Here is a 22,415-nt window from a genome sequence, read left to right on the forward strand (position 1 = left end):
CCTTGTCCGGTCAGCTGAAGGTGTGGCGGCTCAGCGGCAGGCTACGCACCCGCTGGCCAGTGAGCTGCGCCACCGCGTTGGCCACGGCAGGCGCCACCGCCGGCAACGGCGGCTCGCCGATACCGCCCATCTTTGCCCCGCTCTCGACAATACGCACATGCACCCGGGCCATGCGCGAGGGTGGCAGGATCGGGTACAGGTCGTAATTGCGTGCACGCGGCTTGCCGTCGATGAACACGGCTTCCTCCACCAGCGTCTGCGACAGGCCCAGGGCCACCGCGCCGTTGACCTGGTGCTCGATGATCGCCGGGTTGACGATGCTGCCGGGGTCGATCGCCTGCCAGATGTCATGTACCTTGACCTGGCCGTTTTCGATCGACACCTCGGCGATCGCCGCGGCCTCGGAGCCGAATGGCGAGGCCATGGCAATGCCTCGGGCGCGCTTGCTGCCGTCTTCTGCGGTGAACGGCCCGCGCTTCCAGCCGCCAGACAGCTCGGCCACCGCGTGCAGCAAGTTGGTCAGGCGCTGATTGTCACGCAGCAGGTGCAGGCGCAGTTCGTAAGGGTCCTTGCCGCCCTTGTCGGCCAGTTCGTCAAGGAACGATTCATAGAAGAAGTCGTTCAGCGAATTGCCCACCGAGCGCCAGTAGCCAAGCATGGCCGGGCCCTTGACGTAGATCTGGGCGATGCGTTTGTTGGCAATGGCGTAGGACTTGCCCGACAGCCCTTCGAGGGCCGTGGGGTCGATCTTGTCGCCTTGCTTGCCGGCGAGGGCTTCGGTCGGGCCTTCGGTGGCGCTCACGGCTTCGATGGCCACCGGCAGGCCGTCGGCATCCAGCCCGGCGCGGAACTTGACCACGGCGACCGGGCGCAACACGTCGCGCAGGAACTCTTCCTCGCGGCTCCAGATCAGCTTGATCGGGCGGCCGACAGCCTTGGCCAGGGCGATGGCCTGTGGGTACGGGTTGGCCGAGTCGTACAGGAAGTGGCGGCCGAAAAAGCCGCCGAGCAGCGGCGAGTGCAAGGTGATCTGGGCCGCATCCAGGCCGGTGCGTTTAGCGATGTCGTCGCGGAACATGTCCGGCGCCTGGTTGGGTAGCCAGACATCCAGGGTGCCGTCCGGGTTGAAGCGGGCGAGGGCAGACGGCGGCTCCAGCTGGGCATGGTTGAGGTACTGGTTGTGGTAGCTGGCCTCGACCTTGGTCTTGGCATTGGCCAGGGCGCCAGCGATGTCACCTTCGTTTTCCTCGTCGCGGGCCGGCCCTTCAACGGTGGCCAGGTGCTCGCGCCAGCCGTCGCTGGAAAAGTCTGCCGGCATCGGCCGCACCTTGCTGTCGGCACCTGGCTCTTTCCAGTCCACCTGGATGGCCTCCACTGCGCGCTTGGCGTGCCACCAGCGTTCGGCGACCACGGCCACTGCGCCTGGCAACTGATGCACCGAGTGCACGCCTTTCATGGCCTTGACCTGTTCCTCGTTGCGCAGGCTGCCCACGGTCATGCCCAGGCGGGGCGCGTGCTGCACGGCGGCGTGGAGCATGCCGTCAACCTTGATGTCGATGCAGTACTGGGCCTTGCCGGTGGATTTGTCGTAGGCATCCAGGCGCCGCACCGGCTTGCCGATCCAGCGGAACTGGCTGGGGTCGCGCAGCTTGATGCTGGCCGGGTCCGGCACCGGCAGGTCCATGGCCCGGCTGGCCAGTTCGCCATAGGCCAGCGAGCGGCCAGAAGCAGCATGAACGACCTTGCCAGGCTCGGTGGACAGCTCGCCGACCGGTACGCCCCATTGCTCGGCCGCTGCCTGCAGCAGCATGGCCCTGGCCAGGCCGCCGAGGCGACGCATGGTCGGGTAGCTCATGCGCACCGACATGCTGCCACCGGTGATGCGCAGGCCGTTTTCCATGACCACGTAAGTTTCCCCGGGCGGTGCGCTTTCGACCAGGAAGTTGGCCGGGTCGACGTCGAGTTCTTCACCCACGATCTGGGCCATGGCCGTGAAGGGGCCTTGGCCACCCTCCATGAACGGGCTGAGCAGGCGCACCTTGCCGTCCGGGCGGATTTCCAGGAACGCCGGCACCTGGGTGCCGCGTTCCGGGGTGGCTGCCGCCGCTGCCTGCACGCGGCTCGCGCCCATCGGCAGGCCGAAACCCAGCACCAGGGCACCGACCGCGGTGCCGGCCAGGAAGCGTCGACGCGACAGGTTGACGGTTTCGCCCAGTTGTAACCTGAGCAGTGCTGCGGGGGTATCGACGGGCGTGTTCATCAGGCCTGCTCCCCTTGGGCGAGTGCATGCACGGCGGCATGGATGGCGTTGTAGGTGCCGCAGCGGCAGAGGTTGACCATCGCCGCGCCGATCTGCTCATCGCTGGGCTTGGGGGTGTGCTTGAGCAGCGCGGTAGCCGCCATTACCTGGCCGGACTGGCAGTAGCCGCACTGTGCGACCTGATGCTCGACCCAGGCCGCCACCACGCGCTTGCCCACCGGGTCGGCCTCGACCGCTTCGATGGTGGTCACCTCGCGCCCGACCACGCCGGCCACGGGGGTGACACAGGCACGCACGACGTTGCCATCCACCAGCACCGAGCAGGCGCCGCACTGGGCCAGGCCGCAGCCATACTTGGTGCCAGTCATGCCCAGGTCGTCACGCAGCACCCACAGCAGCGGCGTGTCGGCATCGGCGTCGACCTGGTAGGTCTTCTGGTTGATACGAAGTTCCATGGCTCACCTGCTGATCATCGGTTGATGGCGTTTACGGTCTGCTGGGGAATACGTTGTTCCCCAATCCAGAAACGCTAGCACAGTGGTACGACCACTGGTCTGGTGGTGGGCGCAGGTCCGGAGGATCAGGCAAGCAATTCGGTGGAATGCACAATACCTCACGCCGGCGCCGACTACGCGGAGAGGACTTCCGGGCCGAAAACCCGGATAATGCCGGCCAATTTCGTTTTGCACGCTTAAATCACGGTAATCCCCGCATGGAAATCAAGGTCAATTTTCTCGACAACCTTCGTCTTGAAGCCAAGTTCGACGACTTCACGGTGATCGCCGACCAGCCGATCCGCTACAAGGGCGATGGTTCGGCCCCAGGCCCGTTCGACTATTTCCTGGCCTCGTCGGCCCTGTGCGCGGCGTACTTCGTCAAGCTGTACTGCCAGACCCGTGATATTCCCACCGAGAATATCCGCCTGTCGCAGAACAACATCGTCGACCCGGAGAACCGCTACAACCAGATCTTCAAGATCCAGGTCGAGCTGCCCGAGGACATTTCCGAGAAGGACCGCCAGGGCATCCTGCGCTCCATCGACCGCTGCACCGTGAAGAAAGTGGTACAGACCGGCCCCGAGTTCATCATCGAAGAAGTCGACAACCTCGACGCCGATGCCCAGGGTCTGCTGATGCCGGTGGCCGACACCACCACCTACATCCCCGGCAAGGACCTGCCGCTGGAGCAGACCATCGCCAACATGTCCGGCATCCTCGCCGGCCTTGGCATGAAGATCGAGATCGCCTCGTGGCGCAACATCGTGCCCAACGTCTGGTCGCTGCACGTGCGCGATGCGCAGTCGCCGATGTGCTTCACCAACGGCAAGGGTTCGACCAAGGAGGCCGCGCTGGCCTCGGCGCTGGGCGAGTTCATCGAGCGACTGAACTGCAACTTCTTCTACAACGACCAGTTCTGGGGTGAGGACATCGCCAACGCGCCGTTCGTGCACTACCCGAACGAGCAGTGGTTCAAACCAGGCCCGCAAGACGCGCTGCCGGCAGAAATCCTCGACGAACACTGCCTGGAAATCTACAACGCCGACGGTGAGCTGCGCGGTTCGCACCTGTACGACACCAACTCGGGCAACACCGAACGCGGCATCTGCTCGCTGCCGTTCGTGCGCCAGTCCGATGAGCAGGTGGTGTACTTCCCGTCCAACCTGATCGAGAACCTGTTCCTCAGCAACGGCATGAGCGCCGGCAACACCCTGGCCGAAGCCCAGGTGCAGTGCCTGTCGGAAATCTTCGAACGCGCGGTCAAGCGCGAAATCCTCGAGGGCGAGCTGGCCCTGCCGGATGTTCCCCAGGACGTGCTGGCCAAGTACCCGGGCATCCTTGCTGGCATCCAGGGCCTGGAAGAGCAGGGCTTCCCGGTGCTGGTCAAGGATGCCTCGCTGGGCGGTGAGTTCCCGGTGATGTGCGTGACCTTGATGAACCCGCGCACCGGCGGCGTGTTCGCCTCTTTCGGCGCCCACCCGAGCTTTGAAGTGGCACTGGAGCGCAGCCTCACCGAACTGCTGCAGGGCCGCAGCTTCGAAGGCCTCAACGACCTGCCGCAACCGACCTTCGAAAGCCATGCGCTGACCGAGCCGAACAACTTCGTCGAGCACTTCATCGATTCCAGCGGCGTGGTGTCGTGGCGCTTCTTCAGTGCCAAGGCCGATTTCGAATTCGTCGAGTGGGACTTCTCCGGCCATGGCGAGGACTCCAACATCCAGGAGGCCGCGACCCTGTTCGGCATTCTCGAAGACCTCGGCAAAGAGGTGTACATGGCGGTTTACGACAACCTCGGCGCCACTGCCTGCCGCATCCTGGTACCGGGTTATTCCGAGATCTACCCGGTCGAGGACCTGATCTGGGACAACACCAACCGCGCCCTGGGCTTCCGTGCCGACATCCTCAACCTGCACAGCCTCGACGACCGCGCCCTGCGCGCGCTGCGCCGGCGCCTGGACAAGTGCGAGGTGGATGACTACACCACCATCACCACGTTGATCGGCGTCGAGTTCGACGAGAACACGGTGTGGGGCCAGTTGACCATTCTTGAACTGAAGCTGCTGATCTGCCTGGCGCTCAAGCGCTTTGAGGATGCCAAGGAACTGGTCGAGGCGTTCCTGCAGTTCAACGACAACACGGTCGAGCGCGGCCTGTTCTACCAGGCGCTGAACGTGGTGCTGGAAGTGCAGCTGGATGAAGAGCTGGAAATGGCCGACTACGAGGCCAACTTCCGCCGCATGTTCGGCAACCCGCGGATGGACGCCGTGCTGGGCTCGGTCGACGGCAGCGTGCGCTTCCATGGGCTGACCCCGACCAGCATGAAGCTCGAAGGGCTGGACCGCCACCTGCGCCTGATCGAGAGCTACAAGAAGCTGCATGCTGCGCGGGCCAGGTTTGCCTGATCCATTTTGGGGGCGCAAAGCGCCCCCAAATAGCCAAAAGTTCATGCATCAATCGCTAATCCGTATTACATCGCCCTTGCCGCATCATCCCATCAGCGCTTAGCTGAATTCCGCTCAAACCTATTCCATTCCATGGCGCGTAGACCGCCAGAAGGACCTCGGCCGCGCACAACCAGAAGGCGCAGACCATGAGCACTCCTCTGGATACCAATGCACTGAAGGCCCGCCAGCAAGCGGCATGGGCCAGCGGCGACTACGCGGTGATCGGCACTACCCTGCAACTGGTCGGTGAACGCCTGGCCGAAGCCTGCGATTTGCGCTGGGACGAGCAGGTGCTGGATGTCGCGGCCGGCAATGGCAACGCCACCCTGGCCGCCGCCCGGCGCGGCTGCCGGGTCACGTCCACCGACTACGTGGCCGAACTGCTCAAGCGCGGTGAAGAGCGTGCCCGTGCGGAGCACTTCAAGGTCGATTTCGAAGTCGCCGATGCGGAGGCGCTGCCCTACAAGGACGGTATCTTCGATGTGGTGCTGTCGACCTTTGGCGTGATGTTCGCCCCTGACCAGCCGCAGGCTGCGCGGGAGATGGCCCGCGTCTGCCGTCCGGGTGGGCGTATCGGCCTGGCCAACTGGACGCCACAGGGTTTCGTCGGGCAGATGTTCAAGACCCTCGGCCGGCATGTGCCACCGCCTCCCGGCGCCCTGCCGCCATCGCGCTGGGGCGATGAGGCGGCTTTGCGGGCCCTGTTCGAAGGGGCGGTCGGGATGCTTGACGTCAACCCGCAGTACTTTAACTTTCGCTATCGCTCGGCTGCGCATTTCATCGAAGTGTTCCGTACCTGGTATGGACCGGTGCACAAGGCGTTCGCCTCGCTCGACCCGGAAGCGGCCAGCGCGCTGGAGCGAGAACTCACACAGTTGCTGGATGAGAGCAACATCGGCGGTGGGGACTCACTGGTTGTACCCAGCGAGTACCTGGAGGTGGTCATCACCCGTCGCTGAACGACGCTGCGGCTAGTTCTTGCACTTGGCCAGCACCACCTGGCAGGTGTCTGGCGTGCCGCCTGAGCGGCCGGCATAGCGGATGCAGTTGTTCAGCGACTTCTGCTTGGCAATGCCCAGTGTGTTGCCCCAGGCCAGGCCGCCTTCGCCGGTGCTCGGCAGCGCCTTGGCGAAACAGTTGGAGCTCGGGGCGGCGGCGTAGTAGCGGGCCTTGCCGTTTTTGCTCGAACAGCCGGCATTGAGTGCCAGGCTGATGGCCAGCAAGGCATGCGCAGTCCAGTACGCGTAAGGTCGTGTTCTGCAAATGCTCATGTTATCCCTCGTTCTGACGTGCAGAGTCTTTCAGGATATTTCTATCAAGCCAAGCGGTGAACTATCCGAACGTCAAGGTGACCCCTTCTTGAGCGCAACGGCCATTGCCACTGACCTGAGGATCCCGCGCCAGAGCCAGGTGCTGCCCAATGGCGCAGAGTGGCGGGCAATGACTATGCTTGTTTGCGCGTAAACATTTCACGCACAAACCCGGTCTCGAACACATGGAAGCAGGCCTATGAAACCTATTTGCACGCTCGCTCGCGCTGTTGCCCTCGCCACGCTGATGTCCGCTGCCACCTTCACGGTGCAGGCTGCCGAGATTCCGATTGGCAGCCAGGCGTTGGAAAGCCACGTCAAAACCCAGGTTACTGCCATCGACCTGGCCAACCGCCAAGTCACGGTCAAAGGGCCGAACGACAAGGATGTCACCCTGCAACTGACAGAAAAGGCCAAGGCGCTGCCCAACCTGAAGGTCGGTGACAACGTTGACATCTATGTCACCCGGGCAATCGCCTACGTGCTCAACAGCAATGTGGGCGGCGCACCCAAAGCGAGCGAGGAATCCGGCACCATTCGTGCCACCAAGGACAATCCCAACCCGGGCGGCGAAGCGTTTCGCCAGGTTCGAGTAACCTCGCAGATCAAGAAGATCGACCTGAAGACACATGAAGTGACCCTGTTGCCGCCGGAAGGCAAGCTGCAGGTGGTCAAGGTCGAGAACCCGGACCTGCAGAAACGCATGAAGAACCTCAAGGTCGGCCAGACCGTCGATGCAATCTACACCGAAGTGCTGCGGGTCGATACCTGGCGCTGAGGTCGGGCGGCGGGCAGGCTTCGGCAGGCCCGCATCTGGCTGTATGCGTGTGACGAATACAGCACGTGCACCTTTTCGATTTCCATAAGCATCGCCGATTTATCGATCATGGTCTCATCCTGACTTCAGATGAGAACCATCATGTCCTACAAGACCCTGCTGCTTGCATTCCTTCCAGTGATGATGGCCCTGCTTGCAGGCTTTGTGCTGCCTTATCAGGCTGCCAGCAACGCTGCCGTCGGCCGTGCCCTGGGGCACTGGTTGTGGGGCGCCTTCACCTCGTTGACGATCAGTTCGGTGGTGATAATCACGGCGTTGCTGATCTTGCGGGTGCCCATGCCTGACCTGAGCAAAGCGTTGCAAGGCCCGTGGTGGCTATGGATCGGTGGCGTGCTGGGTGCCCTCTACGTGGCTGGCGCTGCCGCATTGACACCCAAGCTGGGCACGGCGGGTTTCCTGGTGCTGGTGGTGGCAGGGCAGATCCTGACCTCGGTGATCGTCGATCACTTGGGGCTGATGGGCGTTGCCAGCAAGCCGGTGAACCTGGCCAGGGTTGCCGGCGTACTGCTGATCCTCGGTGGTGTGTTGCTGGTGCAGGGCGGCTGGACCTCGACCCCGTCGTCCGGCCAGGCCGTGATCGAACGCTGATCAATGCCCGGACTGGCTGCACGCCCAGACCGCTTCACGCAGCCAGCGATGGCCGGGGTCGCTGTCCTTTCGCCCATGCCAGGCTTGTTGATAGGCGAGGGCAGGGATCGGCAGTGGCGGCGTGAACTGGCGCAGTGACGGGTGCTGGCGCATCGGGCCTACCGCTCTGCGGGCCACTGTGAGGATCAGGTCGGTGCCCGTGAGCAGTTCGACCGCTGCGCTCCAATGGGGTAGCGCCAGCGCGATGTGCCGGCGCAGACCTTGTTCAGCCAAGGCCCGCTCGATCTCATCGTGCGCATCCGGGTGCATGGCCATGAGCACATGCGGGCGCGCCAGCCAATCATCCAGGGCAAGCCCGCCCTTGGCTGGCAGGACCTGGCGATCGGCGACGCTGATGAAGCGGTCTTCGAACAAGGTCTGGGCGGTGATGTCGGCCGGCAGTTCCGGGAAGATACCCAGGGCCAGGTCGAGTTCGCCATCGAGCAACTGCGCGAGCATGGTTTCGCGGCTGGCCTGGCTGATCGCCAGATCGACGCCAGGGGCGACCTGGCGCAGGTGGCGAACCAGCGGCGGCAAGATGATGCGCGAGGAATAGTCGGACAACGACAGCCTGAAGCGGCGTCGGGCACGGGCGGGGTCGAACTGTGGCGTCGCCAGCAGGCCGTTGAGGCTGCCGAGGGCATCCTGCAGCGGTTTGGCCAGGGACTGTGCGCGGGCGGTCAGGGCCATCTGGCCGTGCTGACGGATCAGCAACGGGTCGTCGAAGTGTGCACGTAGCTGCGCCAGGGCATGACTGACGGCGGGTTGGCTGCGGTGCAGGCGCAGGGCGGCGCGGGTCACGTGCTTTTCGCTGAGCAGGGCATGCAGGGTGAGCAGCAGGTTGAGGTCGATCTTGCGCAGTTCATCCATGGGGCGAATGCTTCTGGTGGCTTTGACAGGTGATTATCAGCCTAACAGATGAACCGACCCCTTCGCGGGTAAGCCCGCGAAGGGGCCGGTACAGGTCACACAAAGCACCTGACGGGGTTATACTCGCCCCCCGTTTCACTGTAATCCGAGTATTTCAATGGGTCTTTCCGCAACCGCCACACCCGAACCGCGCCGCCTCGGTGCGCCCTTGATCGCCTTGGCCCTGCTGCTGGTTGGCGCCTGGTTCCTCAACCTCAATGCCGGCTTCAAGCAGATGCTGCTGCTGATGGTCGGCGCTGCCTTGGGTCTGACCCTCTATCACGCCGCTTTCGGCTTTACCTCGGCCTGGCGCGTGTTCATCAACGAACGCCGCGGCGCCGGTCTGCGCGCGCAGATGGTCATGCTGACCCTGGCCGTGCTGCTGTTCTTCCCGGCGCTGTCGGCCGGCAGCCTGTTCGGCACCCCGGTCACCGGCCTGGTCGCGCCGGCTGGCGTGTCGGTGGTGTTCGGTGCGTTCATCTTCGGCATCGGCATGCAACTGGGTGGCGGCTGTGCCTCGGGCACACTGTTCACGGTCGGCGGCGGCAATGCGCGGATGCTGGTGACCCTGCTGTTCTTCATCATCGGCTCGGTAAGCGCCACCCACCATGCCGACTGGTGGTTCGCGCTGCCGTCGTTCCCGGCCACTTCGATTGTCCAGGCCTGGGGCGTGGCGCCAGCACTGCTGGTCAGCGTTGCCGTGTTTGCGTTGATCGCCTGGGCCACGGTGGTGCTGGAAAAGCGTCGCCATGGTGCCCTGGAAGCGCCGCTGAGCAGCGAGCATCACGGCCTGCGCCGCTTCCTGCGCGGCCCTTGGCCGCTGCTGTGGGGCGCGATTGTCCTGGCCTTGCTCAACTACGCCACCCTGGCCCTGGCTGGGCGCCCGTGGGGTATCACTTCGGCCTTCGCCCTGTGGGGCGCCAAGACCCTTTCCAGCTTCGGCGTGGACGTCGGCAGCTGGGTGTTCTGGCAGGCGCCGGCCAACGCCAAGGCGCTGGCTGCACCGCTGTGGCAGGACATCACCACGGTGATGGACATCGGCATCGTACTCGGTGCGCTGATGGCGGCAGGCCTGGCAGGTCGCTTCGCGCCCAGCCTGAAGATCCCGCTGCCCTCGCTGATCGCCGCAGTGATCGGCGGTCTCCTGCTGGGCTATGGTTCGCGCCTGGCCTATGGCTGTAACATCGGCGCCTACTTCAGCGGTATCGCGTCGGGCAGCGTGCACGGCTGGTTGTGGCTGATCGCGGCTTACGCCGGCAACCTGATCGGCGTGCGCCTGCGCCCGATGTTCTTTGCCGGCGAACGCCGCCCGGTGGCGCTCAGCGGCTGCTGAAATCAATTGTCCGATGCCTCGGCCGTGGACCCGGAAGAGGCCTTCATCGCCGCGCTGTCCAGCTGCCACATGCTGTGGTTCCTGTCGCTGGCGGCCAAGCAGCGCTTTTGCGTCGAGCACTATGCCGACGACGCCGAAGGGGTGATGGCGCGCAATGAGGCCGGGCGCATGGCAATGACCGTGGTCACCTTGCGGCCGCGGGTCGAGTTTTCCGGGGAGCGCCAGCCGACGGCTGAGCAGCTCGATCAACTGCATCATCTGGCCCACGACGCCTGCTTCATCGCCAACTCGGTGAAGACAGAAGTGCGCTGCGAGCCGGTTTATCCCTGCTAAGCATTGCTTCACCAAGTGCAGCAATCATCTGCACCTGGCCCGATTGTTCGAATTTCGCCTGCCAATTAGCCTGATCCGGTCTTTCACTCCCGCAAGGAACCGAACATGGCTAGCCGAATTGCCCTGAGCGCCACTGGCGCTGCCGACGTCATGCACCTGGAACATATGCAGCCCCTGCAGCCTGGCCCCGGGCAGGTATGGCTGGAGCAGACTGCAATGGGCGTGAACCCTCTCGATGTGCTGCAGCGCAAAGGCGGCGCAGCGCTGGCACTGCCTTCAGGGTTGGGGCTGGAGGGGGCCGGGCGAGTGACCGCGGTGGGTGCCGGGGTGAGCAATGTCCTGGTCGGTGATCGCGTTGCCTATGCCACCGGCCCCGTGGGCGCCTATGCCAGCGGCCGGCTGTATCCGGCGGAGCGCCTGGTGAAGCTGCCGCCGAGCGTGGACGATGAAGCGGCCGCTGCCGTGCTGTTCAAGGGCATCACTGCGCAGTACCTGCTCAAGGCCACCTACCCGGTGGGGCCTGGCACGCAGATCCTGCTGTATGGCGCCGCCGGCGCCCTTGGCCAGCTCATGGCGCCCTGGGCGCGCCACCTGGGGGCTCGGGTGATTGGTGTGGTGTCGAAGCCACAGAGCGTCGCGCGGGCGCAAGCTGCGGGTTGTGACGCTGTACTGGTATTCGATGCGGCGAGCCTGGCCAGCCAGGTGCGTGCGCTGACCGAGGGGCAGGGCGTCGACGTGGTGTATGACAGCGTGGGCAAACTGTCGCTGCAGGCATCGCTGGACAGCTTGCGCCCCCGCGGCCTGCTGGTGTCGTGCGGGGCGATCTCCGGGGTACCGGCCCCCATCGAAGTGGCCACACTGAATGCCAAGGGGTCGCTGTACCTGACCCGACCGTCCCTGGCCGCCCACACCGCCACGGCCGAGGAGTATCAGCAGCGCGCAGCCGATGTGCTGGCAGCGATCGGCGCAGGTATCATTCAGCCACGCGTGTGGCGCCGCTACCCGCTGGCCGATGTGGCCAGGGCCCATGGGGACCTGGAGCAAGGGCTGTCGGAAGGGGCGCTGATTCTCACCGCCTGATACCGATTTCACCACCGAGCCTTGCCATGGATGCCTTTGACAGCCGCCGCGCTGATGAACTCGCCACCTTGCTGGCCTTGCACGACCAACGTTCGTTTGCCGCTGCCGGCCGCCAGCTGGAGCGCCATCCCACGGTGCTGTCGAAGCGCCTGAACGCCCTGGAACAGCGCCTGGGCATACGCCTGGTGGAGCGCACCACACGGCAGCTGCGCTTCACCGACGAAGGTGAGCGGCTGGTCGCCCGCGTGCGCGAGGCCAGCCGCCTGATTGCCGAGGCCGAGCAGGAGGCCGCCGAGGGCGCCGCAGCGGTGCGTGGCCGCCTGCGCCTGGCCTTGCCTGCCGCCATGGGCCGCCGCTGGCTGAGCGGCCTGCTGGCGGATTTTGTGCTGGCTTACCCGCAGGTGACCATCGAAGCCGAGTATGCCGACCGTTTCGTTGACCTGGTCGGTGAGGGTTTCGATGCAGCCATCCGCGTTGGCGAGCTGGCAGACAATCGCCTGGTGGCGCGCAAGCTGGGTGATCACCTGCGCATTCTGTGCGCTTCACCGGCCTACCTTGCACGCCAGGGTGAGCCGCTCGATCCTCAGCAACTTACTGAGCATAACTGCTTAGGTTTCAGTGGCTTACGTTCATTTCCTGAATGGCGGCTTAACAGTGGAAAGCAGCAAGTGAGTGTCCGGGTCAGCGGCTCGTTACGCGGCAACGACAATGAGGCCCTGCTTGAGGCCGCGCGGCGGGGCGTGGGCATTCTGGCCGGTGGCGACTGGCTGATGGGCGAGGACCTCGCCGCCGGGCGCCTCGTGCGAGTGCTGCCGCAATGGCAGTTGGACGTGGCAGCGGGGATCTACCTGGTGCGCCCCTCAGCGCGGCTGAACAGCGCGGCCATGGGGGCGTTCAAGGCATGGATCGAGGAGCGTTTCAAGGATGGCCCGCCCTGGCGAACCCAGGCTGACCGACTCTCGAAAACACATTATTAAAATATTTCAACTATATGAAATATATAGATTTATCGTTTAGCAACTGCGTGCTGGACGCACTGCTCGTAATACGTCTGCTTGATCGCTGACGGCTGCAGCTTCGAACGACTGTTGTAGGTCTGTTCGGTGATGCCGAAGGCGGTCATGCGCATCCAAGGCTTGTCGAACCGGCGCACCTGCAGCTTCTTGCGCGTGGCATACAGGGTGACCCCGGAGAGCTTGGCTTGCTGGGCCTCGGCGGCGATCTGCGAACCCCAGCCACAGACGTTGCGATCGTTCTGGCTCAGCGCCTTGGCCTGGGCGCCGAAGCCGACAGTGGCCAGCAGGCAGCCGGCCATCGTTGCTAGAATTGTTCGCATGTTGCTGTCCTAAGCATATGAAGATGAACGGAGTTTGCCTTCGCTAGCAACGCCTGGGGGCCAGCATTTTCCTATCAGGTAGTGGCGATGCGAAAGCGATTTGCCAGTGCGGGGCGCAGGCTGCTCAACGCCAAGCCGGCGATCCACATGACCGACACGCCGTAGTTCAGGCGTTGGTACTGGACGGCTCGGCTGGCGCACAGCCCTGGTCGCAGGGAAACAGGCCGCGAACAAGGCGAAGAGCACGGCGAGGGTGAAGTTGTTGAGCAGCGGCGACCAGCGTTAGGTCGGTGCACCTGTGGCGCCGAGCTGGCTCATGGCGTGTTGCAGGTGGTCATCGCCGGGGTAGGCCTGGGCGGGAAAGGGATCAGCAGACCACGGGCGAGCAAGGCACGGTCGAGCGGTTTCATGCGCGGCTTTCCTTCCATGGAAAAGGCTCACTGTACCTGAATTCACGGCGGCCGAAGCCGGCAAGAAATACCGTGTCGGGTGTATGTGATCGTACAACTGCTTGCGTTATGATGACGGCTGTCTTTCAAGGTGAAATACAGGGCATGACAGAGCAGCAGGTACAGGCAAGGACCCGGCGCAAGCCGCGCAGTCTGGCCCAGGAACTGGTCACGGTGCTGACCGAGCGCATTCGCAGCGGCCAGCTCAAGCGCGGCGACAAGCTGCCGACCGAATCGCAGATTATGGCCGAAGAGGGCGTCAGCCGTACCGTGGTGCGTGAGGCGATCTCCCGGCTGCAGGCGGCCGGGCAGGTCGAGACGCGCCATGGCATCGGCACCTTCGTGCTGGATGCGCCGGCAACCGGGGGCTTCCGTATCGACCCGGCGACCGTGGTGACCTTGCGCGAGGTGCTGGCGGTGCTGGAGCTGCGCATCGCCCTGGAAATCGAATCGGCGGGCCTGGCGGCGCAACGGCGCAGCGATGAAGAGCTGGCCGGCATGCGTGCGGCGCTCGACGAGCTGAACGAGGGGGCGGCGCATGCCACCGACGCGGTATCGGCGGACTTCCAGTTCCACCTGCGTATCGCCCAGGCCAGCGGCAACCACTATTTCGCCGATATCATCAACCACCTGGGTACCAGCATCATTCCACGTACCCGGTTGAATTCGGCGCGCTTGGCCCATGATGACCAGGCGCATTACATGAGCCGGCTGATGCATGAGCATGAAGCGATCTATGAAGCCATTGCCCGGCGCGACAGCGAAGGCGCGAAGATGGCCATGCGCATGCACCTGAGCAACAGCCGTGAGCGCTTGCGCCAGGCCCATGAAGAAGCCGAAGCGCAGGGGGCCTGAGCCCGCGAAGAGGCCGGCACAGGAAAAAGAAAAGCCCCGCATGTGCGGGGCTTTCTTGTTACAAAGGCACTCAGAGCGCGCCGTCGCTCCACTGCCCGTTGACCAGGCGACGCAGCCCCAGCGGGTTGCCGTCACGCAGTGCTTCCGGCAGCAGCGCCTGCGGGTAGTTCTGGTAGCACACCGGGCGCAGGAAGCGGTCGATGGCCAAGGTGCCGACCGAGGTGCCGCGGGCATCGGAGGTGGCCGGATACGGGCCGCCGTGGACCATCGCGTCACACACTTCCACACCGGTCGGGTAGCCATTGACCAGAATGCGGCCGACTTTTTCTTCCAGCAGCGGCACCAACCAGGCAAAGGCCTCGAAGTCCTCCGGCTCGCCGATCAGCGTCGCGGTCAGCTGGCCGCGCAGGCCGAGCAGGGCGTCACGCAGTTGCGCATTGTCCTTGACCTCGACCGCCACGGTGGTCGGCCCGAACACTTCTTCCTGCAGCAGCGGGTCGGCCTCCACCAGCAGGCGGGCATCGGCCTTGAACAGCTGGGCGCGGGCCTGGCTGCCTTCCTGAGCCTGGCCGGCCAGGTGCTCGATACCGGCGTGGGCGTGCAGGTGCTCCAGGCCACCGACATAGCTGCGCAGGCCGCCGGCGTTGAGCATGGTCTGCCCGGCTTGCTGGTCCAGGTGCTGGCCGAGGTCGGCGAGCAGCTGGCTGTACTGCGGCGACTGCAGGCCGATCACCAGGCCCGGGTTGGTGCAAAACTGCCCGGCGCCCATGCATACGGAGCCGGCCAGCTCACGGGCGATGGCCTCGCCACGCTTGGCCAGGGCGCCCGGCAGGATGATCACCGGGTTGATGCTGGACATCTCGGCGAACACCGGAATCGGCTGCGGGCGCTCGGCGGCCATGCGGCACAGGGCGTCGCCGCCCTTGAGCGAACCGGTGAAGCCGACGGCCTGGATGGCCGGGTGCTTGACCAGCGGTTCGCCGACGCCAGCGCCGAACACCATGTTGAACACACCTTTGGGCATGCCGGTGCGCTCGGCGGCGCGCTGGATGGCGCAACCGACCAGGTCGGCGGTGGCCATGTGGCCGCTGTGTGCCTTGAACACCACCGGGCAGCCGGCGGCCAGGGCTGCGGCGGTGTCACCACCGGCAGTCGAGAAGGCCAGCGGGAAGTTGCTGGCACCGAACACGGCGACCGGGCCGACGCCGATGCGCATCTGGCGCAGGTCTACCCGTGGCAGCGGATGGCGCTCAGGCAGGGCCAGGTCGATGCGCGCACCGAGGAAATCGCCACGGCGCAGCACTTGGGCGAACAGGCGCATCTGCCCGCTGGTGCGGCCGCGCTCGCCCTGGATGCGGGCGGCAGGCAGGGCTGTTTCACGGCAGACGATGGCGACGAAGGCGTCATCAAGCTCGTCCAGTTCGGCAGCGATCGCGTCGAGGAATTCGGCGCGGCGGGCCGGTTTCAGGTTGCGGAATTCTACAAAGGCGGCGGCGGCGGCTTTGGCTGCCTGGTCCACTTCGGCTTCGGTGGCCTGGACGAAGCTGTACGGCAGGGCCTCGCCGGTGGTGGCGTCCAGGCTCTGCAGGCGTTGCGCGCCAGCGGCACTGCGCTGGCCGGCGATGAAGTTGTGGCCGAGGATCTCTGGCATGTGGGGCTCCTAGGGTTGAATGTTCAGGTAATCGGTGCCGGGTTGAACAAGGTGATGTCGTTGTGCAGGCGGTGCTGTTCGGCCCAGGTCTGCTTGCGACCACTGGCCACGTCCAGGTAGTAGTGGAACAGCTCCCAGCCCAGTTCTTCGATGGTCGAGCGGCCACTGGCGATGCGCCCGGCGTCGATGTCGATCAGGTCCGGCCAGCGCTGGGCCAGCTCGGTACGGGTGCAGACCTTGACCACGGGGGCCATGGCCAGGCCGTACGGCGTGCCGCGGCCGGTAGTGAACACGTGCAGGTTCATGCCGGCAGCCAGTTGCAGGGTGCCGCAGACGAAGTCGCTGGCCGGGGTGGCGCAGAAGATCAGGCCCTTGCGGTTGACCCGCTCGCCCGGGCCGAGCACGCCCTGGATGGCGCCGCTGCCGGACTTGACGATCGAACCGAGGGATTTCTCGACGATGTTCGATAGGCCGCCTTTCTTGTTGCCCGGTGTGGTATTGGCGCTGCGGTCCGCCGCGCCTTGCTGCAGGTAGCGGTCGTACCAGTCCATCTCGCGCACCAGGGCATCGGCGACTGCCTGGTTTTCGGCGCGCGAGGTGAGCATGTAGATGGCATCGCGCACTTCGGTCACTTCCGAGAACAGCACGGTGGCGCCGGCGCGCACCAGCAGGTCGGCGGCAAAGCCGAGTGCCGGGTTGGCGGTGATGCCGGAGAAGGCGTCACTGCCGCCGCACTGCATGCCGAGGATCAGCTCGCTGGCCGGCACGGTCTCACGGCGGCGCCGGTCGAGCTTCTTCAGGCGGGTTTCGGCCAGGCCCATGATCTGCTCGATCATCTCGGCAAAGCCCAGGCTGGCGTCCTGCAGGCGATACAGCCAGGGTTCGCTGAGGTCCACCGATGGGTCGTTGTCGTGCATCACCTGGCCGGCCTGGAGCTTTTCGCAACCCAGGCTGATCACCAGTGCTTCGCCACCGAGGTTGGGGTTGCGTGCCAGGTTGCGCACTGTGCGGATCGGGATATAGGCGTCGCGGGCGTTGATCGCCACGCCGCAGCCATAGCTGTGGGTGAGGGCGACGACGTCATCGACGTTGGGGTATTTGGGCAGCAATTCGGCGCGGATGCGCTTGACCGCGTGTTCCAGTACGCCGGTCACGCACTGCACGGTGGTGGTGATGCCGAGGATATTGCGGGTGCCGACGGTGCCGTCGGCGTTGCGGTAGCCTTCGAAGGTGAAGCCGTCCAGTGGTGGCAGGGCGTCCGGTACCGCGTCGCAGCGCGGCAGGCTGTCCAGCTCGGGGGCGGCCGGCATGGCCAACTGGCTTTCCTGCACCCAGCTGCCCTGGCGCAGGTCTTCCAGCGCATACCCGATGATCTGCCCGTAGCGGCGCACCGGTTCGCCCTTGGCGATCAGCACGGTGGCAACCTTGTGGCTCTGTGGCACGCCTTCGACCAGGGTCAGGCCATCGGCGAAGCGGGCGCCTTCGCCCAGGCCGCCGTCGTTGACCACCACCACGACGTTGTCGTCATCGTGCAGGCGGACGTAGCGGGGCGAGTCGGAATGTTCGATCAACTGCATGTTTGGGCCCTACTTGTCAGGTTCTCAGGCTTTTTGTACATCCGCCCGCGCGGGCATCGGCCGGCGCGGGCGTGTTCACTCAGTGCCGCGAGCTGGCCAGTTCGCCGTTGGCGGCCGGCTCAGGCTGTGGCTTTGGGGCTTCGTCGCGCAACTCGATGCGCTTGATCGGGCCGACGATCACCAAGTAGCTGAACACCGCCACCAGGGCGTTGGCCCCTACGTACACCAAGGCCCACTTGAACGAGCCGGTGGCGCTGATGATGTAGCCGATGACGATCGGCGTGGTGATCGAGGCGATGTTGCCGAAGGTGTTGAACAGGCCACCGGATAGCCCGGCGATCTGCTTGGGCGAGGTGTCTGCCACCACGGCCCAGCCCAGCGCGCCGATGCCTTTGCCGAAGAAGGCCAGGGTCATGAAACCGACCACCATCCACTCGGCATCGACGTAGTTGCAGAAGACCATGGTGGTCGACAGCAACAGGCCGCAGACGATCGGCAGCTTGCGCGAGAAGGTCAGCGAGTTGCCGCGGCGCAGCAGCCAGTCGGAGATCACGCCACCGAGTACACCACCGATGAAGCCGCACACCGCCGGTAGCGAGGCGATGAAGCCGGCCTTGAGGATGGTCATGCCACGTTCCTGCACCAGGTACACCGGGAACCAGGTGAGGAAGAAGTAGGTGATGGCGTTGATGCAGTACTGGCCCAGGTACACACCGAGGAGCATGCGGCTGGTCAGCAGTTGCTTGATGTAGCCCCATTTCGGGCCGTCGTTGCCACGCTTCTGGTCCATGTCGACCAGGCCGCCGTTCTGCTCGATGTGCTCAAGCTCGCTCTGGCTGATGCGTGGGTGCTGGCGCGGGTTGTAGATGGTCTTGAGCCACACCATGGAGAACACGATGCCCAGTGCGCCCATGACCACGAACACGTGCTCCCAGCCGAAGCTGAATACGATCCAGCCCATGATCGGGGCGAACAGTGCGGTGGCGAAGTACTGCGCCGAGTTGAAGATGGCCGAAGCGGTACCGCGTTCCTGGGTCGGGAACCAAGCCGCGACGACACGGGCGTTACCCGGGAACGACGGTGCTTCGGCGAAACCGACGAGGAAGCGCAGGGTGAACAGGGTCACCACCGCCCAGGCCACCGGCAGGCCGCCGACAAAGCCCTGCATCAGGGTGAACAGCGACCAGGTGAAAATGCTGAAGGCATAGACATTTTTCGAACCGAAGCGGTCCAGCAGCCAGCCACCGGGGATCTGCCCGGCCACGTAAGCCCATCCGAAGGCGGAGAAAATATAACCAAGGGTGACGGCGTCGATGCCGAGGTCTTTCTGCAGGCTGGAGCCTGCGATGGCGATGGTGGCTCGGTCTGCGTAGTTGATCGTGGTCACCAGAAACAGCATGAACAGGATCAGGTAGCGCACATGCGTCTTTTTAGTCGCTTGCATGCTGGTAATACTCCCACTAGTTATTTTTGTGCGGGCTCACGAGTTGTAGCCGGAGTGGGGCGGGCCCACTCCGGTTGCGGCAATGGCAGGCCGCAGGGTGCGCTTATTGCGGACCCATCTTGTCCATCAGCGCTGCGAGCATTTCGTACTCTTCGGCGGTCAGGTCGGTCAGTGGGGTGCGCACCGGACCGGCGTCGTAACCGGCGATCTTGGCGCCGGCCTTGACGATGCTCACGGCGTAGCCGGCCTTGCGGTTACGGATGTCCAGGTACGGCAGGAAGAAATCGTCGATCAGCTTGGCCACGGTGGCGTGATCGTCGCGGGCGATGGCGTGGTAGAAGTCCATCGCGGTCTTCGGAATGAAGTTGAACACTGCCGACGAGTACACCGGCACACCCAGTGCCTTGTAGGCCGCAGCATACACCTCGGCGGTCGGCAGGCCACCCAGGTAGCTGAAACGATCACCCATGCGGCGACGGATCGACACCATCAGTTCGATGTCGCCCAGGCCGTCCTTGTAGCCGATCAGGTTCGGGCAACGCTCGGCCAGTTGTTCCAGCAGGTTGGCATTCAGGCGGCAGACGTTGCGGTTGTACACCACTACGCCGATGTTGACCGATTTGCACACGGCTTCGACATGGGCGGCGACACCGTCCTGGCTGGCTTCGGTGAGGTAGTGCGGCAGCAGCAGCAGGCCCTTGGCGCCCAGGCGCTCGGCTTCTTGCGCGTATTCGATGGCCTGGCGGGTGGAGCCACCGACGCCGGCGAGAATCGGCACCGACTTGGCGCAGGTGTCGACCGCGGTCTTGATCACCTGGCTGTATTCGCTGGCGGCCAGGGAGAAGAACTCACCGGTGCCACCGGCGGCGAACAGGGCGCTGGCGCCGTAAGGGGCGAGCCATTCCAGGCGCTTGATGTAGCCAGCCTGGTTGAAGTCGCCCTGGGCATTGAAGTCTGTGACCGGGAAAGACAGCAGGCCGTGGGAGAGGATGGATTTCAGTTCTTGTGGAGTCATTGTTGTAGGCATCCTGTGGCGCTTGGGGTGAAGGGTGTTGTTCTGCGTTGGAGGTAAGTTATCGTACAACATGTGTGATGACTAGTCCCCTTTGCAGAATTTTTTTGTGTGGGCCTCTGGGGATCAGTTCGGGATTTGCAGTGGGGCTGATATCGAGCGCCGCCTGCGCGGCGCATCGCAGGCAAGCCTGCTCCTACATCTGTTTCGGGCCAGTCACGTCTGTGCCATTGGTGCTTGGCTCGATATCGCGACGCCCAAACAAGGGGCCGCGCGCCAATCCCTCAGAAATAATTGGCCCGAAACAGATGTAGGAGCAGGCTTGCCTGCGATGCGCCGCGCGGGCGGCGCTCGATCTCACAGGCGCAAAAGATCCTACGACAACCACCTGAAGGTCATCGTATCTCTTAAAAGGGAAAAGGAAAAAAACGATCGCGGAGACAGGCACAAGCCCGCCGCCCGCTTCCACGGGAAGTGTTCTGGGACCAGCAGAGGGTGATCGAGGAAGCGGGGGCGACCTTGCGCCGCCCCGCGATCAAAGCTAACGAAGCTGAAACCGGGTGTCAGGCGGCCTGTTGGCGCTTGATCTGGCTTTTGCGCACCTGGGCGCGGCAGGCATCGCCGAAGGCCTGGAAGATCTTGATCGAATCAGGGTTCTTCGCCGCTTGCCACTCCGGGTGCCACTGCACGGCAAACAGGAACGGCGAGATGCTCGGGGCATGGATCGCTTCGACCAGGCCGTCTTCGGCGTGGGCGATCGGCTCGATGCCGGCACCCAGGTTGCGCAGGCCCTGGCCGTGCAGCGAGTTCACGCGGATTTCGTCGGTGCCCAGGGTTTCACGCAGCCAGCTGCCCGGCTTGATCTTCACACCATGCACCTGGGCGTATTGCACATCGACCGGATCTTCCGGGTTCTCCCGGTGGTCGTTGAAGCCTGGCTCGGCGTAGACCTTCTGGTAGATGTCGCCGCCCAGGGCAACGTTGATTTCCTGCATGCCACGGCAGATGCCGAAGATGGGCAGGCCGCGCTTGAGCGCTGCCTTGACCAGCGGGATGTCGAACAGGTCGCGGTTCTTGTCCTGGCCCTTGCCGGGGGTTTCGTTCTCCTGGCCGTACAGGGTCGGGTCGATGTTGCTGCCGGCACCGGTCAGGTACACGCCGTCGGCCATGTCCAGATAGGTCTCGAGGTCTTCGATGCCACAGCAGGTGGGCACCAGGACCGGGACGCAATCGGCGAAGTCGACCAGCGGGGTGATGTATTTGTGGGTCATGACCTGATAGTCATGGCCTTTGCGCTCTTGGCTGCCCATGGTCATCAGGACGACGGGTTTGCGCAGGGAGGGTTGCTTGTTGCCAATGTTGCTGTTGGACATATGTCACCTTATGACAGGGCTCTGCCTGTCGTTGTTGTGCAGGTGCACGGCCCGTGGCCTCGATGTGCTACCTGAAGTCCCGAGCACTGCCGGCTCGTCACTGGACGATTCCGGTCGGGGCTTGTAGATAGCTTGCCAGAGCCGTTCGATATGTCAAACGAGCAAAAAGCCGTTAAGGCGCCGAAATACGGGGGCTGAACCCTTGCGAGCCTGAGCCGGCAAGGGTTTGGCAGGGGGTAAGGTCAATTATATTTAACGACGCAGTTGGATCATTGCAGCGCTGCAATGATCAACGGCTCAGTGCAGTATCTGCGCCAGGAACGCCTTGGCCCGCGCCGTGCGCGGCTGGCTGAAGAACACCTGGGGCGGGCTGTCCTCGATGATCTGCCCGCCTTCGAGGAACAGCACCCGCTCCGCCACCTGCCGGGCAAAGCCCATTTCATGGGTGACGCACAGCATGGTCATGCCAGTGCCGGCCAGCTGCACCAGCACATCCAGCACCTCGGCGACCATTTCCGGGTCGAGCGCCGAGGTCGGCTCGTCGAACAGCATGATCCGTGGCTTCATGCACAGCGCCCGGGCGATGGCCACGCGCTGCTGCTGGCCGCCGGACAACTGGCTGGGGTACTTGTGCGCCTGGCTCTCGATACCCACCTTGCTCAGGTACATGCGCGCCCGCTCCTCGGCGTCCTTGCGCGACAGGCCGCGCACGCTGGTGGGGGCGAGCAGGCAGTTGTCGAGCACGCTCATGTGCGGGAACAGGTTGAAGTGCTGGAACACCATGCCGATCTCGCTGCGCACCTGAGCCGCCTGGCGCGTATTGGCGGCCAGGTCGGTGCCGGCAACCTGGATGCTGCCCTGCTGGGCGATTTCCAGGCGATTGATGCAGCGGATCAGCGTCGATTTGCCCGAGCCGGACGGGCCACACAGGACAATGCGCTCGCCTTCGCGCACCTGCAGGTCGATGTCGCGCAGCACATGGAAGGCGCCATAGTGCTTGTTCAGGCCCTCGATGCGGATCAGCTCCGGGCGTGGGTCAGGTTCGGGGGCAAGGCTGGCAACGCTCATGGGGGCGGTCATGTTGTTG

At 64.4% G+C, this 22,415-nt stretch carries 20 protein-coding genes and 1 pseudogene; 9 read left to right on the plus strand and 12 right to left on the minus strand.

Annotated features, from left to right (window positions below):
- Positions 1-10: 10 nt before the first annotated feature.
- On the minus strand, positions 11-2,260 hold the full coding sequence (locus tag ACIPZ8_RS24850; protein WP_400728908.1) for a molybdopterin cofactor-binding domain-containing protein: 2,250 nt from the start codon (positions 2,258-2,260) through the stop codon (positions 11-13).
- On the minus strand, positions 2,260-2,715 hold the full coding sequence (locus tag ACIPZ8_RS24855) for a (2Fe-2S)-binding protein (RefSeq protein WP_400728911.1): 456 nt from the start codon (positions 2,713-2,715) through the stop codon (positions 2,260-2,262). Before ACIPZ8_RS24855 ends, ACIPZ8_RS24850 begins: the two co-directional genes overlap by 1 nt.
- Before the next feature lie 257 nt (positions 2,716-2,972).
- Between ACIPZ8_RS24855 and ACIPZ8_RS24860 the strand changes: the two genes are divergently transcribed.
- Both ACIPZ8_RS24860 and ACIPZ8_RS24865 read left to right on the plus strand, forming a co-directional pair.
- Complete coding sequence (locus tag ACIPZ8_RS24860) at positions 2,973-5,159, plus strand: OsmC domain/YcaO domain-containing protein (RefSeq protein ID WP_400728914.1); 2,187 nt, start codon at positions 2,973-2,975, stop codon at positions 5,157-5,159.
- A gap of 188 nt (positions 5,160-5,347) precedes the next feature.
- Entirely contained in the window at positions 5,348-6,160 is an 813-nt protein-coding gene (locus ACIPZ8_RS24865) for a class I SAM-dependent methyltransferase (RefSeq protein WP_400728917.1), read from the plus strand.
- Between the two features lie 12 nt (positions 6,161-6,172).
- Here the strand turns inward: ACIPZ8_RS24865 and ACIPZ8_RS24870 are convergent, their stop codons facing one another.
- Complete coding sequence (locus ACIPZ8_RS24870) at positions 6,173-6,472, minus strand: hypothetical protein (RefSeq protein ID WP_400728919.1); 300 nt, start codon at positions 6,470-6,472, stop codon at positions 6,173-6,175.
- A gap of 238 nt (positions 6,473-6,710) precedes the next feature.
- On the opposite strand from ACIPZ8_RS24870, the gene ACIPZ8_RS24875 reads away from it, so the two are divergent.
- Complete coding sequence (locus ACIPZ8_RS24875; protein WP_400728921.1) at positions 6,711-7,289, plus strand: hypothetical protein; 579 nt, start codon at positions 6,711-6,713, stop codon at positions 7,287-7,289.
- Between the two features lie 141 nt (positions 7,290-7,430).
- Positions 7,431-7,937, plus strand: a complete 507-nt coding sequence (locus tag ACIPZ8_RS24880) for a DMT family transporter (protein WP_400728924.1) — start codon at positions 7,431-7,433, stop codon at positions 7,935-7,937.
- On the opposite strand, the gene ACIPZ8_RS24885 is transcribed toward ACIPZ8_RS24880, so the two are convergent.
- Entirely contained in the window at positions 7,938-8,846 is a 909-nt protein-coding gene (locus tag ACIPZ8_RS24885) for a LysR family transcriptional regulator (RefSeq protein ID WP_400728927.1), read from the minus strand.
- Positions 8,847-9,003: 157 nt separating this feature from the next.
- Between ACIPZ8_RS24885 and ACIPZ8_RS24890 the strand changes: the two genes are divergently transcribed.
- The 4 genes from ACIPZ8_RS24890 to ACIPZ8_RS24905 all read left to right on the plus strand — a co-directional run bounded on the left by ACIPZ8_RS24890 (position 9,004) and on the right by ACIPZ8_RS24905 (position 12,608).
- Positions 9,004-10,218 (plus strand): YeeE/YedE family protein, encoded by a 1,215-nt coding sequence (locus ACIPZ8_RS24890; RefSeq protein WP_400728930.1) that lies wholly within the window; start codon positions 9,004-9,006, stop codon positions 10,216-10,218.
- A 6-nt stretch (positions 10,219-10,224) separates the two neighbouring features.
- Positions 10,225-10,551, plus strand: a complete 327-nt coding sequence (locus ACIPZ8_RS24895) for an OsmC family protein (protein WP_400728933.1) — start codon at positions 10,225-10,227, stop codon at positions 10,549-10,551.
- A gap of 105 nt (positions 10,552-10,656) precedes the next feature.
- Positions 10,657-11,631 carry a quinone oxidoreductase family protein gene (locus ACIPZ8_RS24900; protein ID WP_400728936.1) on the plus strand — a complete coding sequence of 325 codons (975 nt, stop codon included), beginning with the start codon at positions 10,657-10,659 and terminating at the stop codon, positions 11,629-11,631.
- A 26-nt stretch (positions 11,632-11,657) separates the two neighbouring features.
- Positions 11,658-12,608 carry a LysR family transcriptional regulator gene (locus tag ACIPZ8_RS24905; protein WP_400728938.1) on the plus strand — a complete coding sequence of 317 codons (951 nt, stop codon included), beginning with the start codon at positions 11,658-11,660 and terminating at the stop codon, positions 12,606-12,608.
- Between the two features lie 29 nt (positions 12,609-12,637).
- Here ACIPZ8_RS24905 and ACIPZ8_RS24910 read toward each other — a convergent pair whose 3' ends face one another.
- Together ACIPZ8_RS24910 and ACIPZ8_RS24915 are read right to left on the minus strand one after the other, a co-directional pair.
- Positions 12,638-12,967 carry a hypothetical protein gene (locus ACIPZ8_RS24910; RefSeq protein ID WP_294334925.1) on the minus strand — a complete coding sequence of 110 codons (330 nt, stop codon included), beginning with the start codon at positions 12,965-12,967 and terminating at the stop codon, positions 12,638-12,640.
- Positions 12,968-13,252: 285 nt separating this feature from the next.
- Positions 13,253-13,377: pseudogene (locus ACIPZ8_RS24915) on the minus strand (DUF998 domain-containing protein); the annotation flags it as partial.
- Positions 13,378-13,521: 144 nt separating this feature from the next.
- Between ACIPZ8_RS24915 and ACIPZ8_RS24920 the strand changes: the two are divergent.
- Positions 13,522-14,271, plus strand: coding sequence for a FadR/GntR family transcriptional regulator (locus tag ACIPZ8_RS24920; protein WP_085678821.1), 750 nt, complete (start codon positions 13,522-13,524; stop codon positions 14,269-14,271).
- A gap of 70 nt (positions 14,272-14,341) precedes the next feature.
- On the opposite strand, the gene ACIPZ8_RS24925 is transcribed toward ACIPZ8_RS24920, so the two are convergent.
- The 6 genes from ACIPZ8_RS24925 to ACIPZ8_RS24950 form a co-directional block, all read right to left on the minus strand.
- Complete coding sequence (locus tag ACIPZ8_RS24925; protein ID WP_400728942.1) at positions 14,342-15,922, minus strand: aldehyde dehydrogenase (NADP(+)); 1,581 nt, start codon at positions 15,920-15,922, stop codon at positions 14,342-14,344.
- Positions 15,923-15,945: 23 nt separating this feature from the next.
- Positions 15,946-17,499, minus strand: coding sequence for a galactarate dehydratase (garD, locus tag ACIPZ8_RS24930; RefSeq protein ID WP_400728945.1), 1,554 nt, complete (start codon positions 17,497-17,499; stop codon positions 15,946-15,948).
- A gap of 79 nt (positions 17,500-17,578) precedes the next feature.
- On the minus strand, positions 17,579-18,943 hold the full coding sequence (locus ACIPZ8_RS24935; RefSeq protein WP_400728948.1) for an MFS transporter: 1,365 nt from the start codon (positions 18,941-18,943) through the stop codon (positions 17,579-17,581).
- Positions 18,944-19,046: 103 nt separating this feature from the next.
- Positions 19,047-19,958: a 5-dehydro-4-deoxyglucarate dehydratase gene (gene kdgD / locus ACIPZ8_RS24940; RefSeq protein WP_110638091.1), complete on the minus strand. Its 912-nt coding sequence runs from the start codon at positions 19,956-19,958 to the stop codon at positions 19,047-19,049.
- Between the two features lie 560 nt (positions 19,959-20,518).
- Positions 20,519-21,328 carry a gamma-glutamyl-gamma-aminobutyrate hydrolase family protein gene (locus ACIPZ8_RS24945; protein WP_110638090.1) on the minus strand — a complete coding sequence of 270 codons (810 nt, stop codon included), beginning with the start codon at positions 21,326-21,328 and terminating at the stop codon, positions 20,519-20,521.
- Positions 21,329-21,625: 297 nt separating this feature from the next.
- Positions 21,626-22,408, minus strand: a complete 783-nt coding sequence (locus ACIPZ8_RS24950) for an amino acid ABC transporter ATP-binding protein (protein ID WP_400728953.1) — start codon at positions 22,406-22,408, stop codon at positions 21,626-21,628.
- Positions 22,409-22,415: the final 7 nt, after the last annotated feature.

The organism is Pseudomonas sp. NPDC089422, assembly GCF_044749405.1.
Taxonomy (GTDB): domain Bacteria; phylum Pseudomonadota; class Gammaproteobacteria; order Pseudomonadales; family Pseudomonadaceae; genus Aquipseudomonas.